The sequence below is a fragment of the Aureicoccus marinus genome (assembly GCF_002954325.1).
Taxonomy (GTDB): Bacteria; Bacteroidota; Bacteroidia; order Flavobacteriales; family Flavobacteriaceae; genus Aureicoccus; species Aureicoccus marinus.
This window is the reverse complement of record NZ_MQVX01000001.1, coordinates 984,153-999,415: the sequence shown is the minus strand read 5'-3', so window position 1 is coordinate 999,415 and position 15,263 is coordinate 984,153. Positions and strand designations below refer to the sequence as shown.

Annotated in this window: 12 protein-coding genes; 9 read left to right on the top strand and 3 right to left on the bottom strand. The window is 45.0% G+C overall.

Annotation, left to right across the window (positions count from 1 at the left end):
* Positions 1–19 precede the first annotated feature (19 nt).
* Both BST99_RS04680 and BST99_RS04675 read left to right on the top strand, forming a co-directional pair.
* Positions 20–781 carry a LytR/AlgR family response regulator transcription factor gene (locus BST99_RS04680; protein ID WP_105000767.1) on the top strand — a complete coding sequence of 254 codons (762 nt, stop codon included), beginning with the start codon at positions 20–22 and terminating at the stop codon, positions 779–781.
* A 339-nt stretch (positions 782–1,120) separates the two neighbouring features.
* Entirely contained in the window at positions 1,121–3,100 is a 1,980-nt protein-coding gene (locus tag BST99_RS04675) for a sensor histidine kinase (protein ID WP_105000766.1), read from the top strand.
* Here the strand turns inward: BST99_RS04675 and BST99_RS04670 are convergent.
* A complete protein-coding gene (locus BST99_RS04670) occupies positions 3,097–3,888 on the bottom strand; it encodes an SDR family oxidoreductase (protein ID WP_105000765.1) in 792 nt (263 codons plus the stop codon). The two genes, BST99_RS04675 and BST99_RS04670, sit on opposite strands and share 4 nt — an antisense overlap.
* A gap of 27 nt (positions 3,889–3,915) precedes the next feature.
* Between BST99_RS04670 and BST99_RS04665 the strand changes: the two genes are divergently transcribed.
* From BST99_RS04665 to BST99_RS04645, 5 genes are read left to right on the top strand one after another with little or no spacing between them, the layout of a single operon-like run.
* Positions 3,916–4,971 (top strand): o-succinylbenzoate synthase, encoded by a 1,056-nt coding sequence (locus BST99_RS04665; RefSeq protein WP_105000764.1) that lies wholly within the window; start codon positions 3,916–3,918, stop codon positions 4,969–4,971.
* On the top strand, positions 4,962–5,879 hold the full coding sequence (locus BST99_RS04660) for a CPBP family intramembrane glutamic endopeptidase (RefSeq protein ID WP_105000763.1): 918 nt from the start codon (positions 4,962–4,964) through the stop codon (positions 5,877–5,879). Before BST99_RS04665 ends, BST99_RS04660 begins: the two co-directional genes overlap by 10 nt.
* A gap of 1 nt (position 5,880) precedes the next feature.
* Positions 5,881–6,996: an AMP-binding protein gene (locus BST99_RS04655; RefSeq protein WP_105000762.1), complete on the top strand. Its 1,116-nt coding sequence runs from the start codon at positions 5,881–5,883 to the stop codon at positions 6,994–6,996.
* 4 nt (positions 6,997–7,000) lie between these two features.
* The gene (locus BST99_RS04650) at positions 7,001–8,371 is read left to right on the top strand and encodes a M24 family metallopeptidase (protein WP_105000761.1); all 1,371 of its coding nucleotides are present in this window, start codon (positions 7,001–7,003) and stop codon (positions 8,369–8,371) included.
* Between the two features lie 31 nt (positions 8,372–8,402).
* Positions 8,403–10,139, top strand: a complete 1,737-nt coding sequence (locus tag BST99_RS04645) for a hypothetical protein (protein ID WP_146106203.1) — start codon at positions 8,403–8,405, stop codon at positions 10,137–10,139.
* A gap of 16 nt (positions 10,140–10,155) precedes the next feature.
* On the opposite strand, the gene BST99_RS04640 is transcribed toward BST99_RS04645, so the two are convergent.
* On the bottom strand, positions 10,156–11,790 hold the full coding sequence (locus tag BST99_RS04640; RefSeq protein ID WP_105000759.1) for an acyl-CoA carboxylase subunit beta: 1,635 nt from the start codon (positions 11,788–11,790) through the stop codon (positions 10,156–10,158).
* 105 nt (positions 11,791–11,895) lie between these two features.
* On the opposite strand from BST99_RS04640, the gene BST99_RS14285 reads away from it, so the two are divergent.
* Together BST99_RS14285 and ettA are read left to right on the top strand one after the other, a co-directional pair.
* Positions 11,896–12,078: a CAL67264 family membrane protein gene (locus BST99_RS14285; RefSeq protein WP_181044144.1), complete on the top strand. Its 183-nt coding sequence runs from the start codon at positions 11,896–11,898 to the stop codon at positions 12,076–12,078.
* A 38-nt stretch (positions 12,079–12,116) separates the two neighbouring features.
* Positions 12,117–13,805, top strand: coding sequence for an energy-dependent translational throttle protein EttA (ettA, locus tag BST99_RS04635; protein ID WP_105000758.1), 1,689 nt, complete (start codon positions 12,117–12,119; stop codon positions 13,803–13,805).
* Between the two features lie 62 nt (positions 13,806–13,867).
* Here the strand turns inward: ettA and BST99_RS04630 are convergent, their stop codons facing one another.
* Entirely contained in the window at positions 13,868–15,262 is a 1,395-nt protein-coding gene (locus BST99_RS04630) for a M16 family metallopeptidase (protein WP_105000757.1), read from the bottom strand.
* Between the last annotated feature and the right edge of the window lies 1 nt (position 15,263).

The window sequence follows — 15,263 nt, the reverse complement described above, 5'->3', positions numbered from 1 at the left end:
TTAGAAAAACCCCTACAGTTTGGAACGACCTATTAAGATTCTCATTGTCGAGGACAACGTTATCATTGCGGATGACATGCAGTCTATGTTGGAGGAAATTGGCTATGAGATTGTCGATAATGTTATCGTCTTTGAACAGGCCATTGAAGTCCTTAAAAAGGAGCACGTGGATCTGGTTTTGATTGACATCATTCTGGCTTCTGATAAGACCGGGATCGATCTCGGTAAGCATATTCGAGACAATTACCACATCCCCTTCGTTTTTGTTACTTCCAATGCAGATCGCGCTACGGTAGAAAGTGCCAAGACCGTTAAGCCGGATGGATACCTCGTTAAGCCTTTTGAGCAGCAGGATCTCTATACCGCTATCGAAATCGCTTTAGGCAACTTTGATTACTCAAAACAGAAAAGGATAGATGCTGCCTCAGGGAGTGCCTCTGAAGGAGACTCCTTTATGTCCAACTCGGTTTTGAAGGATTCTATCTTTATCAAGAAACAGCACCTCTATTATCGGGTATACTTCAACGATATTCAGTTTATCAAGGCGGACAATGTGTATTTGGAAGTCAATACCACTTCACAGAAGTATCTCGTTCGATCGCCTCTGAAAGATTATTTGGAGAAACTGCCCAACGATAAATTTCACAGAGCGCATAAATCGTATATCGTCAATGTGGACCACATCAAAGCGATCAATGCGAAGGATGTCATGATTAAGGACACGGTAATCCCGATTTCTAAAGACTTCAAAGAGTTCATCATTTCTGCGATGAATTCTTAGAACTACTCTTTTTAACAGACTAAGGCCCCTATTTGGGGTCTTTTTTTTGCTAAAAATCAAAAACTGCCTTGCACGCCACAAGCTTTGGCCATTTCACAACAATCCTTTTTGCTCTTCTCGACATCGACCTACTTTTGAAGTGTTCTTCTTCGATAGAGCTGAAGACGTCAACAAAGTAATTTTTTCATTTTCATATAGTGTTCTCGTAAAAGGGCTTCTTCTCCGGAGGAAGCCTTTTTTAATGTCTAAAAATGGGCAACAAGGGGGTTAGACCACAGCTGCCGATTTCTTTACAACAAAAATTCAGGGAAATACATCCTTAGTAGTACATTTGAAACTATGATAAGGGGCACCTTTACACAAGCTAAATCCTTACTACTGTCCACCTGCGCAGCATTACTGTTTGCAGGCTCTATACCTGTGGTTTTTGGTCAAACCAATCCAGGGAGCAGTCTGCGTCAATTTGAAGAATTTACAGAGCCCCAAGACCGCTTCGAGTATTTTATTGAAACAGATAACCGCTATGTGGAAAACACGGGGTCTGATTGGTTGAGTCGAATCGAAGTCTTTCTGGAAGCTTCCAAGGAACTCAGAGATTCTTCCGCTATACGTATTTATAACACCTTACGCTCAAGGATTTATACCGATCTGAACGAGCATGCAAAAAGTATTCAGATAGGGCAGGACCTCTTAGACGATACGCAATTATTACCGGCTTGTCGAGCTGAATTGTTACGGGTGATGGATCAGAACTATGGATACCTTCATTTATACAGTAAACAGCTTGAGATAAGAGAAGAGCAGAAGTCCTTAGGCTTTGAGGAAGAAATCATCTTTCACGATCTCTACGAAAATCTCGGCCTTTACAAACAAGCTCGCGATGCCTATGTGTACTATGCGAAGCCCAGAATGGAAAGCGGCAATCTTTTGGATAAAGCTGCCTACTACAATCAATTAGGGCATTATCGCAGGTTACAGGGATCGGTAGGGGCCTTAGACGATTTCCAGGAAGCCAAGTTGGCCTTGGAGGCCTATAGCCAAAGTACCGAAAACACCACTCCTCGTGAAAAACTAGAGATTGCTATTCTTCATGCGCAAATAGAAGGAAATACAGGAAAGTCCTATTTGCAGGTTGGCGATTTATCCAGAGCTATTGTATCTCTTGAGAAAAGTTTAAAGGAATTCCGTACGCTCGGTCGACGGGTCAAAAGGGAACTTCAAACCGAAAATGCCCTTTATTTAGCGAAAGCCTTGATGGATGCTGATCGTATTAGCAGTGCTTATCCTTATTTATCCGAAAGACGCTATGGAAAGGGATCGGTCTCGCTGAGAATGATGCGCAATCGACTTTTAGCGAGGTATTTCGATGTCAAAGATCAGCCTAATTCCGCTAATCGATATTACCGCCAGAACCAGAAGATCAGTGATTCCCTATTACAATCCCAACAAGAGATCATGAATCGGCAGTACGTCTCCCTATTTGGAGAGGCCGAGATGAAGCGAGATTACCAGTTGTATCAGGATTACAGAAAATTGGGTGTGGATTCTGAAAAGAGTCGGATCAAGCACGAATCCCAGCAGGTTCAACTCAAGCTATTGATCATTTCTTTGGTCTTTATTTTAATCGGTTTCGCGGGTCTGGTCTACGCCTACTTGAAAAGTATTCAGAACCAAAAGGTTATTGAGGAACAGAAGACGGTGATCGAAAGTTCTTTAAAAGAAAAAGAATCCCTGCTAAAAGAGATTCACCACCGCGTAAAGAACAACCTGCAAATGGTTTCGAGCCTGTTAAGCTTACAGACCAAGAATACACGAGATAAGTCGGCTATTCAGGCCTTAGAAGAAGGGAAGAGCAGAGTGAAGGCAATGGCCTTAATTCACCAGAAACTGTACCAGAACGAAGATCTCTCAGTGGTTGAAATGCAAGGGTATGTAGAAAGTCTAATCAATAGTATCCAAGCCGTATATAAGAAAGGCGGACACAATATCGACATCTCTGTTGATGCTCGTGGTACAGAATTGGATATTGATCAGGCTATTCCAATTGGGCTAATCCTAAATGAATTGGTGTCCAATTCGTTTAAGTATGCCTTTCCTCATGGAGACGAAGAGGCTCAGATTTACATCCACCTTCAGAAGGACAATGGTCAAGGGCATTTTGAGTACACCGATAATGGTATTGGCTTACCGGATGATACAGCCGAACGCACCAAATCCTCTATGGGAATTCGCTTGGTCAACCGCTTAGTCAATCAGCTGCAATCCAAGTTGAATATCGACAATAAAGTGAACGGCGTCCGTTTTTGGTTCAATTTCTAGCGCACCTGAGCTCCCATAACCCTTTTGTGGAGCAAACGAGGAAAGAATCGTTTTAGGTAGATACCCATCACTTCTTTTTTACCGAAATAGGCTTCGAACTTCTTTTTTTCAATCGCCTTTCGCATCTGTGCGGCGCATCGTGCAGGGGTTAAGCCATTGGCCGTAGCCTTGTCCTGGCTATTTTGTGCTTGTCCATCTCCAACCAGAGCATTACGAGCAATATCCGTTTGGACGAAACCAGGAGCCAGTAGGGTGACCTGCAAGCCGTCTTTTTCGTGCTCCATTCTAAGCACATCGAAAAACCCATGAAGAGCGTGCTTCGCGCCACAGTAGCCCGATCGATAAGGTGAGCCAAAACGTCCCATAAGACTTGTTACCGTCGCCACCTTTCCGGCCTTTCGTTCAATCCAATGAGGAAGGAGGGCAGTGGTTAAGGCCACCGTTCCGAAGTAATTGACCTGCATCAACTTTTCAACGACCACCATACTGGTATCGGCAATCAGAGAGCGTTGACTGATCCCTGCGTTATTAATGAGTAAATCCACTCGACCCAAACGGTCTAAAGCCTGCGCAACCCACTTCTCTGCGTCCTTGTAGTTGGCCAGATCAAAGGGAAGCAGATCTACGGCTGAGGCTTTGGAGCACTTTGCTTTAACAGCCTCTAAGGCTTCGGTTTTGCGCCCAGAGAGCAGTAGGTGAGCGCCTTTTTTGGCAAATTCAGTCGCGAGAGCTCTGCCAATTCCGGAACTTGCCCCGGTAATCCAAACGGTTTTTCCTTTCCAATTCATTCTCGGAATATACTTAATTTTGGTATCGTGTTAAAAGCGCGATACTTCAGGCATATACTGCAATTCAAACGAGCCGGTGGAACTTCACGAGGAGTTTTGACCGAGAAAGAAACCTGGTATGTTCTCCTCGAAGAAGGGGATAGTTTTGGAATTGGAGAGTGTGGACTTTTCCGTGGACTCAGTGCCGATGATACTCCCGATTATGAGGCGCAACTCAAGAAGAGTTGTGAAAGGGTCAATGAGGGATTAGAGTCTTTGTTGGACTTCAATCGCTTTTTTCCATCGATACAATTCGGTTTTGAGCAGGCGTTTGCTTCCTTAAAGCAACAAAACCCATTTGAACTGCTACCTTCCGACTTTACGCAGAATGAAGTGCCCATTTCGATTAATGGGTTGATTTGGATGGGATCGCTTGATTTTATGCAGGAGCAGATTCAAGAAAAGCTCGCCGGTGGATTCAACTGCTTGAAGCTTAAAATTGGTGCCTTGGACTTCGAAAAAGAGTGGCTGTTGCTCCGCGGAATACGGGATCGCTTTAGTGCGAAGGAACTAGAGATTCGGGTTGATGCCAATGGAGGTTTTAGCCCCCAAGATGCCTTGCAAAAGCTGGAACGATTAGCGAAGCTCGAATTGCATTCTATCGAACAACCCATTAAAGCACAACAATGGTCTGAGATGAAAAGCCTTTGCGATCGGAGCCCTTTGGATATAGCTTTGGATGAAGAGCTGATCGGCCTTTTTTCTGGTGAAGACAAGGAAGAGGTTCTTGATACCATTCAGCCTCAATACATCATCCTAAAACCTTCTTTAGTGGGTGGTTGGTCGGGCAGCGACGAATGGATTGCTGCTGCGGAGAAACGAGGTATTGGCTGGTGGATCACCAGTGCTTTAGAGAGTAATTTAGGATTGAATGCGATTGCTCAGTACACTTATTTAAAAAACAATCCTATGCCGCAAGGCTTGGGGACGGGTGGGCTATTTACCAACAACTGGCAAAGCCCTCTAGAAGTCAGCCAGGGCCAGCTTATTTACCGAAAAGAGCTATCTTGGAATAACGATATTAAACACCACTTATGTACGTAGAACAAGGATACAAAGGGCAAATAGGCCTTTGGAAATACCTTTTTATTCCTCTGGGCTTTATCGCTCTTATGGTTGTGAATTACATTCTGAGCCTGAACATGACCACGTCAACCGAAGACATGATGGCTCAACTCATTGATCAATTCGGAACAACACTTGTTTTTATACTGGTCGTTGGTCCTTTATCGGCCCTTCTGTTTGTGGTTTGGGGTTGGACCAAACTGGTGCACCAACAAACGATACGTTCTTTAACAACAGCTCGTAAAAAGGTGGATTGGAAGCGCATATTTTTCGCCTTTTTCCTCTGGGGAGGGCTTACCACGGCCATGGGTTTTGCCGATATACTCACTCGCCCGGAAGACTTTGTTTGGAATTTTGACTCCGTAAAATTTGCCATCCTTGTTGTGGTGGCCGTCCTTTTAATTCCTTTACAAACCAGTTTTGAGGAATACCTTTTTCGGGGGTATATCATGCAGGGTCTAGGAATCGCAACAAAAAACAGAGCGATTCCCTTAATTGCCACTTCGGTCATCTTTGGTCTTATGCATATTGCCAATCCCGAAATTGGAAGATTGGGTTACGGTTTATTGGTCTTCTATATCGGTACGGGGTTTTTCTTAGGGATCATAACCCTCATGGATGATGGTTTGGAATTGGCTCTTGGTTTTCATGCAGCAAACAACCTATTCGGAGCACTACTGGTCACTGCTGACTGGACGGCTTTTCAAACGGACTCCTTGTACATCGATACGGCAGAACCTGAGTTGGGACTGGGGATACTCGTTCCTATTTTGATTGTATACCCGATTTTGATTTTTGTTTTTGCTAAAAAATACAAATGGACGGATTGGTCCAATAAATTATTTGGACGGGTCCTGTCCAGAGACGAAATAGCGTTAAACAAATAGGATGCCAGCCATGACCGATAAACCTATACAGCCCTGGCAGCGATTACACCCTGAATTCAAACTCAATGGATTGCCGATTGCCCTCGAGGCGCTGGAAGACGTAGCCTACAGCCTGACCAAAGAAGGGGAGGCCTTTGAACGGGAGTACGGAGAATTTTTATTGGATTGGTTGGATCAATCGGAGGATATCTGGGTCAAGACTTCCGGATCCACAGGAGCGCCGAAAAACTGGAAAGTAAAAAAGGAACATTTTTTAGCGAGTGCGCGACTGACTGGTGAAGTTTTTGAATTATTTCCTGGAAGGAGAACCCTCTTGGGGATACCAGGTAGCTTTATTGCGGGTAAGATGATGTTTGTTCGCGCCTTGGTCCTGGGTCTGGATTTACTGGTCGTCAGGCCCTCTAAGAATCCATTGAAAAAGACAGGAGGACGATTCAGCTTTGTAGCCATGACGCCTTATCAATTATCCCATAGTCTTGAAGATATTTCGCGTGTAGAAACCATCTTGGTCGGTGGGGCACCCATTGCTAAAAGTCAGGTGCAGCAGCTGGATGGTCATCGAGGTCGTGTGGTGGCTTCCTATGGTATGACAGAAACCCTTACGCACGTGGCGCTTCGGGAAGTACACCCTAAATTCGAACCGAGTTTTCAAGCTTTGCCCGGAGTTCACTTTACTACTGATGACCGGGATTGTCTTTGTATACAGGCTGATTATTTGGGACTTGAATCTCTGCAGACCGAAGACTTGGTCGAGTTGATTGATTCGGAACACTTCATTTGGAAAGGTCGATTGGATCGGGTGATCAATTCTGGGGGTATTAAACTGTTCCCTGAGCAGATTGAAGACAAGTTAGATGCGCTCATTCCTTACCGATATTTCATTGGTTCCATTGAGCACAACCACCTTGGAAGACAAGTAGTACTGTTTATTGAATCAGAAGAGGTGCCGGTCAATTTGCTTGAAGAAATCCAGAATTTAGCAGATTTTGAGAAGGCGGAAAAGCCCAAAAGAATCCACTGGTTCAGTCAATTTGAAGAACTACACAGCGGCAAGGTGGATCGATTAAAAACCCAAAACAAAACTCCGGACCAGGTTTCGGAATTACAAATCCAATAACATCATGAAGAAAGTTTTACTTGGTCTTTGCTTGTTCTTTTTACAATACGGGCTTCAGGCCCAGCAATCGGCTATTCTGCCGATGGAAGAAAGAGCCCAACTTATCGATGAAGTTCTGGAAGAAAGAATCCAAAAATTACTCCCTGAACTCATGGAGCGGGCAGGTATCGATATGTGGGTCTTGATTTCGCGGGAATACAATGAAGATCCCGTATTGAAAACCTTTTTGCCATCCACCTGGTTGAACGCTCGTCGAAGAACCATTTTGTTGTTTTATAAAGATCCAGCAAAAAAGGAGGTAGAGCGCTTGGCTGTAGCTCGTTATCAAGTAGGCAACCTGATTAAAGCCGCCTGGGACAAGGATAAACAGCCTGATCAATGGAAACGATTAATGGAGCTGATTCAAGAAAGGAATCCCCAAAAAATAGGTTTGAATTACTCGGAGGACCACAATATTGCCGACGGATTAGACCATACCGATTACCGGCAATTTATGCAGTACCTACCCAAAAAGATGCACAAGAGGGTCGTTTCTTCAGAAGAACTGGCTGTTAGCTGGATTGAAACCCGAACCGAACGGGAGATGACGCTCTTTAGTCAGTTGGTTGAAATTACTCATGAGATCATTGCCGAAGCCTTTTCGGAGGAAGTAATCACCCCAGGTTTTACGACCACATCAGATGTGGAGTGGTGGATGCGCCAAAAGATTCGCGATTTGGGATTGACCACCTGGTTTCATCCTACGGTCGATATCCAAAGAACTGCAGAAGAACTTCAAGGGCATTTGTATTCCTTTTCTGGACGACCACAGGAACAAATCATTCAACCCGGGGATCTACTGCACTGCGATATTGGAATTAATTACCTACGTCTGAATACCGACTGTCAGGAGTTGGCCTATGTGTTGAAGTCTGGGGAGCGAAAGGCTCCTGAATTTTTAGTCGATGCCTTAAAAAAAGGAAATCGGGTGCAGGATATTCTGACCATGAATATGAAAGAAGGGCTGGTGGGGAATACCATTCTCAAAAACGCACTGAGTCAAGGAAAGCAGGAAGGCTATCGCCCGGCTATTTATACTCACCCTCTTGGGAGTTATGGACATTCGGCAGGGACCACCATCGGAATGTGGGACGCTCAGGGAGGTGTTGATAAAGCAGATGGTAATGCTTATCCGTTACAGAGGAGAACCGTATACGCTATCGAACTCAATACCACGGTTTACCTGGATGAGTGGAAACGAGATATTCGTGTCATGCTGGAAGAGGCGGGCTACTTTGGTCCAGAGGGCTTTCGCTATGTTGCGGGAAGACAAACCCAACTGCTTTTGATTCCTCGCGTTAACAATCATTTGGGAGAACACTGGCATGATAATTGAAAGAAAAATCCGTAAATTGAAAATAAAAACCATGCGCACCAAATTACTTCTGTTATTCCTTGGAATAGCCACTGCCGTGTCGGCCCAAAGATCGGTTTACGGCCGAGTCAATGACGGCTCCAATCCACTAGAAAACGTCCGTGTTGTCAATGTTAACAGCCAAGCGGAAGTCGAAACAGACACCAAAGGATATTACAAATTAGTAGTCGCTACAGGCGATGTACTTCGTTACGAACTTTACGGATTTCGCAAGGTTGAAGTCGTTGTAGAAGACGTAACTCGCGTTCTCAATACGGTCCTGGTGCCGGAAGTAAATACCCTGGACGAAGTTGTCGTTAAAGGGGAGGTGAAAAGCAAACGTTCTCAAGCTGGACTTCAAGAAAGGTATTCTGAAGACAGTTCCATCTTTTTAACGGCGACAGGCTTTAGGGATATGGAAGCTGTAGCCGGTAATGTCGATATTCTGGCGGAAGACGGTATTAATTTTTCCTATACCTGTATCCTTGATCTTATGCGCCGCTTCAACCGTGTACGTGTATTTGGAAGTTGTTTGGATCCAGGACAGAACGGACAAGTATTCCTCAACCGGGCTATTGGGAACAGTATTTTGTACCCACAACCCGTTCTCTACGATATCGATGGTCAGATCTTCACGGACACACCACTGTGGTTAGATCCACAGAATATCAAACGACTGGCTATTTTGAACAGCCTTAATTTGGCTAACACCTATGGTACACTGGCTAATGGAGGGGTGATTTTGATCAATACCAAGTTAGCTGCCTTGCCCTATGCCGGAAAGGATATTACCCAAGAAGCGACTGGCAGTGATGCCGTTGCAGCGAGTTACTTAGATAAGGACCGTCCACAATATCTCCTTGATGTAGAAGCCGCTTCCAATACAAACGCGGCTTTAGGGGTGTATGAGAAGTACAAAGGCATGTACAGTTCCTCTCCTTATTTCTACTTGGATGTAGCGAAGCATCTTTGGAAAGATCGGGGAGATCGCAAAGCGGTGGAACAGGTACTGAGCGAAGGAGATGCACTCTGGGCAAATAATCCGGTGCTATTGAAAGGAAAGGCCTTCTTACTCGATGCAATGGGAGAGTCCGAAGCGGCCTTAGCCACCTATCAGAAGATCTTTGAGTTGCGACCGAATTATGCACAATCATTCCGCGATCTAGCCCAGGCATACACCATGAACAAGGAGCCTAAGAAGGCTGCTGCTCATTATAGCCGCTACAGCTACGTGAAGAGTGAAAAAATGATGACACACAAATCATCGGACTTTGACACCTTGGTAATGCGAGAGCAGAAACAACTTTTAAGAGAATATGGTGATGAGATCATTCCCGATTACAACAAGTTCTTGAACCTGGATGAAGAAGACTTTGCCGGAACCCGTTTGGTTTTGGAATGGAACGATGGGGAGGCTGAATTCGATTTGGAATTCGTGAACCCTCAGAACCAAACCTATACTTGGAGACACAGTCTTCTAGATTCTCCTGAGCAAATCGAAAAAGAAAAGAAGCAAGGCTACAGTTCCAAGGAATTTTTGCTTGATGGTAGTTTGCCTGGAGTTTGGAAAATGAACGTTAAATACCTTGGGAACAAGAGTTTAACGCCGACTTACTTCAAATTAACTCAGTACAGCAATTTCGGAAAGCCGAATCAATCAGAAAAGGTATCCGTATTCAAGGTGATGACCAAAAACGTCAACTTTGAGTTAGCCTCCGTAGTAGATTCCGGAGTAGGAACAGGACGATAAATTATGAAGGGGTGTTTCAGACCTGGAGCACCCCTAAATTAAACTTCTCTTGAATAGGGGCGTGATTCGCCGCATCTATTCCCATAGAAATCCACTTACGGGTATCCAAAGGATTGATTATGGCATCGGTCCAAATTCTAGCAGCAGCGTAATAAGGGGAAACCTGATTGTCATAGCGTTGCTTGATTTCCTGAAACAACTTTTCTTCACCGGCTTTATCCAGCTCTTCTCCTCTTGATTTTAAAGAGGCTTTCTCTATTTGTAACAGTACTTTGGCTGCTGAATTTCCGCTCATAACGGCCAATTCTGCGCTGGGCCAGGCAAAGATGAGACGGGGATCGTAGGCCTTGCCGCACATGGCGTAATTGCCTGCTCCATAACTGTTTCCTACGACTACCGTGAATTTGGGCACAACGGAATTGCTTACAGCGTTGACCATTTTCGCTCCGTCTTTAATAATGCCGCCGTGCTCACTTTTGCTGCCTACCATAAATCCGGTAACATCTTGCAGGAACACCAGCGGGATTTTCTTCTGGTTGCAATTCGCGATAAAGCGAGTGGCTTTATCCGCTGAGTCGGAGTAGATCACTCCTCCAAATTGCATTTCTCCTTTTTTGGTTTTGATCACTTTGCGCTGATTGGCAACAATTCCAACCGCCCAGCCATCAATCCGGGCATAGCCTGTTAACAGGGTCTTGCCGTATCCTTTCTTGTATTCATCAAACTCAGAATTGTCCACCAAACGTGTGATGATTTCTCTCATGTCGTACTGTTCGGCTCTGGAGTGGGGCAGAAGTCCAAAGATTTCTTCCGGGTCTTGTGCCGGCTTCTTTGCCTTCTTGCGGTCAAATCCCGCCGAATCAGACGCTCCAATTTTATCCATGATGCCTCGAATGGTATTCAGGGCGTCCTGATCATCTTTTGATTTGTAGTCCGTTACACCGCTTATTTCGCAATGGGTGGTTGCTCCTCCGAGGGTTTCGTTATCAATTTCCTCACCAATGGCGGCTTTGACTAGGTAGCTTCCTGCTAAGAAAATACTTCCGGTCTTGTCGACGATTAGGGCTTCGTCGCTCATAATAGGGAGATAAGCTCCTCCAGCGACACAACTTCCCATAACAGCAGCAATCTGGGTGATTCCTTCGCTACTCATTTTCGCATTGTTTCTGAAGATGCGACCAAAGTGTTCCTTGTCTGGGAAAATCTCATCCTGCATGGGCAAATAAACCCCAGCACTATCTACCAAGTAAATAATAGGCAAGCGGTTTTCCAAGGCGATTTCCTGTGCGCGAAGGTTCTTCTTCCCGGTGATCGGAAACCAGGCCCCGGCTTTTACCGTCGCGTCATTGGCTACAACGACACACTGTTTACCGCTCACATAACCCACTTTAACCACCACACCACCAGACGGGCATCCTCCGTGTTCACTATACATGCCGTCACCGGCAAAAGCAGCAATTTCGATGGAATCTTTATCGTCGTCCAGCAAATAAGCAATCCGCTCCCTAGCGGTCATTTTGCCTTTGCTCTTGTGTTTTTCGATGCGCTTTTTTCCTCCGCCTAAATGAACTTTAGCCAAGCGGCGTTTGAGGTCTGAAAGTTGGAGCTTGTTGTGGTCTTCGTTTTTGTTGAAGGCAAGATCTGTCTTCATAATGTGGGCTTCTGAGTAATACTCTATAAAGATACTATCTCCCTCCTTCACCGTAGGTACATTCGTTCAATTTTACGATCTTTACTCTCTTTGAAAAGGACGCTTATGCCAATGAACAAGAACACTGTTTTGGGTTATGCTACGATCATTATGGTCGTTATTGGACTAGGAATGATCGCATTAGGTGCATTTCGATACCAGGAAGTCTATGGATGGGGATCGGCTGCAGTTGGGGTTGGATTCTTAGCGAATGCTTGGGTGTTTAACGCCCTAAAAGGTCGGGTTTAGGTCTTTTACTTCTATTTTTTATTTAATTCACACGTACTATGTCTGATGACAAGAAGGTCATATTCTCCATGTCCGGAGTTACCAAGACCTACAAAAATGCAAACACCCCCGTTTTAAAGGACATTTACCTGAGTTTCTTTTACGGAGCCAAGATTGGAATTTTAGGTCTCAACGGCTCAGGTAAGTCAACGCTTCTTAAAATCATTGCCGGAGTAGATAAAAACTTTCAGGGCGATGTGGTTTTTTCACCCGGTTATAAAGTCGGCTACCTGGAACAGGAGCCCCAATTGGATGAAGAAAAGACGGTTTTAGAAATCGTCAAAGAAGGGGTGGCAGACACCGTTGCTATTCTTGATGAGTACAACAGTATCAATGACCAATTTGGCTTGCCGGAGATTTATGAAGACGCCGATAAAATGCAAAAGCTCATGGACCGTCAAGCGGCTTTGCAGGACGAAATTGATGCGAGTAATGCCTGGGAACTCGATACCAAACTCGAAATCGCTATGGATGCCTTGCGCACACCCGATGGAGACAAGCCGATTAAGGTTTTATCTGGAGGAGAGCGCCGTCGTGTAGCACTGTGTCGTTTGTTATTACAAGAGCCCGAAATTCTGCTTCTGGATGAGCCAACGAACCACTTGGATGCCGAATCTGTTCACTGGCTGGAGCAGCATTTGGCACAGTACAAAGGGACGGTCATTGCCGTAACGCACGACCGTTACTTTTTGGATAACGTGGCGGGCTGGATTCTGGAGCTCGACAGGGGGGAAGGTATACCCTGGAAAGGCAACTACAGCAGCTGGTTGGATCAAAAATCCAAGCGCCTAGCACAAGAGAGCAAGCAGGCCAGTAAGAGACAAAAGACCCTTGAGCGAGAGCTTGAATGGGTACGCCAAGGAGCCAAAGGTCGGCAGACAAAACAAAAGGCACGTCTTAAAAACTACGATAAACTTCTGAGCCAAGATCAAAAACAATTAGAAGAGAAGCTGGAAATTTACATTCCCAACGGACCACGCTTGGGAACTCATGTAATCGAAGCACAGGGAATCAGCAAGGCTTTTGATGATAAACTGCTCTACGAAAATCTAGAGTTCACCTTGCCACAGGCAGGGATTGTAGGTATTATTGGTCCTAATGGGGCAGGTAAAACTACTATCTTTCGTATGATCATGGGGGAAGAGGAACCCAATAAGGGAACCTTCTCTGTTGGGGAGACCGCTAAAATCGCTTACGTTGACCAAAGCCATTCGAACATAGATCCGGAAAAAACCATATGGGAAAACTTCAGTGATGGACAGGAATTGGTCATGATGGGAGGAAAGCAGGTCAATTCAAGGGCTTACCTCAGTCGATTTAACTTTTCAGGCAGCGAACAGAACAAAAAGGTGAGCATGCTCTCCGGAGGAGAACGCAACCGATTACACCTGGCCATGACGCTCAAAGAAGAAGGTAACGTTTTGCTTTTAGACGAGCCAACTAATGATTTGGATGTCAATACTTTAAGAGCTTTGGAAGAAGGGCTAGAAAACTTTGCTGGTTGCGCAGTAATCATATCGCACGACCGCTGGTTCCTCGATCGTATTTGTACACACATTCTCGCATTTGAAGGAGATTCTCAAGTGTACTTCTTTGAAGGATCCTTTTCGGAATACGAAGAGAATAAGAGAAAACGACTCGGTGAAGTCATGCCGAAACGAATTAAATATAAGAAACTGGTTCGCTAGTTTGTGTCATAAAAAAAGCGCCCTAATCCAAGGGCGCTTTAATTTTATACTGGCTCTGTTGATTATTCCTTGATGGGTTGTTTCAAGGTTTCCTCAATTTGTTCCTTCACTTTTAGTTTATCACCAACAACGATCAGGCTCATATCTTCTGGGCGAATATAATCCTTAACGACTTGCTGCACCTTTTCTGGAGTTACAGCATGCATATTCTTGACTTTATCGGTCAAGAAGGATTCATCCAAATCGTGGATATCTAAGAAAACTAATTGCCCAATGATTCCGCCAGGAGTCGAGTTCTGGAGCACATAGATTCCGGACTCGTAGTTGATGATCCCGTCAAGTTCCTCTTGGGTTGGAGGTTCATTCTGTAAGCGGTTGATTTCGTAATTGATCTCTTTGATCGAAGCACCGGTAACATCGGTTGTTACGTCAGCGGCCTCAAACCAAAGTCCAGTCTTATAATTCGAAACCAAAGCACTGTAAGGAGAATAGGTGTACCCTTTGTCTTCTCTAATATTACTGGTAATTCTGGAGGCGAAAGAACCCCCAAGGATGGAGTTTGCCACATCCAAGGCCACATAATCCGGGTGGGAAGGATCTATAGTCGGTAAACCATAGTACATAGTACTCTGTGGTGCATCTGGACGATCAATGATGTTCACACGGGAAATATCGGCCGCCTTGGCGATTGGGTAGCTGCTCGCTTCCCCTTCTTTCAAGGTTGCAAAACTGCTTTTGATCTGATCAATGACCTTGGACTTATTAAATTTACCCGCCAAATAAATCGTTGTTCGTTTGGCTCCCACTTGCGCATTGTAAAAACTTTTGATGTTCTCTACCGTGTAGCTATCCACCATACTTTCTGTAGGATACACGCGTCCATAAGGGTGATCCGGATAAAGGGCAGAGTAGAAGTCCTGCTGTGCCTGACTCTGAGGATTAGAAAGGCTTACGGCTAAAGAACGCTTCATGTCGTTTTTCAGACGATCCAATTCAGACTCCGGGAAACTCGGATTAACCAAGACATCGGCCATCAAGGCGATGGCGTCTGGAGCAAATTCGTAAAGCACAGAAGTCGACAGAGAGAAGGTGTGCATCCCTGTTCCAATGTTCAGGTTTCCACCCATCCCTGCCATTTTATTGGCGATCTCTTTTGCGCTATACGAGGTGCTTCCTTCCTTCATTAAGTCCGTCATCATATCACAAAGCCACACTTCCTCGGCCCCCTCGTTGATGTTTCCTGTCTTTACAACCACCTGAATGGTCGCTTTAGGCAGAGAGCCATAGGGAACCAAGACAACAGAAAGCCCGTTATCCAAGGTAATGACTTCCTTCGCTGGCAGACTGAAGTTCTTTGGTGTTCCTCCCTGTGGAGGCATTTCTTTTTCCTGTGCAAGGCCTGGCTGAATCAAGAAGAGGCCCAACAGAAAACTCAAACTGTATACTATATTTTTCATC

Bases quoted from the DNA above. Each gene is read 5' to 3' on its own strand.
- BST99_RS04650 (WP_105000761.1), top strand. From the start codon at position 7,001: ATGAAGAAAGTTTTACTTGGTCTTTGCTTGTTCTTTTTACAATACGGG.
- ettA (WP_105000758.1), top strand. From the start codon at position 12,117: ATGTCTGATGACAAGAAGGTCATATTCTCCATGTCCGGAGTTACCAAG.
- BST99_RS04630 (WP_105000757.1), bottom strand. From the start codon at position 15,262: ATGAAAAATATAGTATACAGTTTGAGTTTTCTGTTGGGCCTCTTCTTG.
- BST99_RS04655 (WP_105000762.1), top strand. From the start codon at position 5,881: ATGCCAGCCATGACCGATAAACCTATACAGCCCTGGCAGCGATTACAC.
- BST99_RS04675 (WP_105000766.1), top strand. From the start codon at position 1,121: ATGATAAGGGGCACCTTTACACAAGCTAAATCCTTACTACTGTCCACC.
- BST99_RS04670 (WP_105000765.1), bottom strand. From the start codon at position 3,888: ATGAATTGGAAAGGAAAAACCGTTTGGATTACCGGGGCAAGTTCCGGA.
- BST99_RS04660 (WP_105000763.1), top strand. From the start codon at position 4,962: ATGTACGTAGAACAAGGATACAAAGGGCAAATAGGCCTTTGGAAATAC.
- BST99_RS04640 (WP_105000759.1), bottom strand. From the start codon at position 11,790: ATGAAGACAGATCTTGCCTTCAACAAAAACGAAGACCACAACAAGCTC.
- BST99_RS04645 (WP_146106203.1), top strand. From the start codon at position 8,403: ATGCGCACCAAATTACTTCTGTTATTCCTTGGAATAGCCACTGCCGTG.
- BST99_RS14285 (WP_181044144.1), top strand. From the start codon at position 11,896: ATGCCAATGAACAAGAACACTGTTTTGGGTTATGCTACGATCATTATG.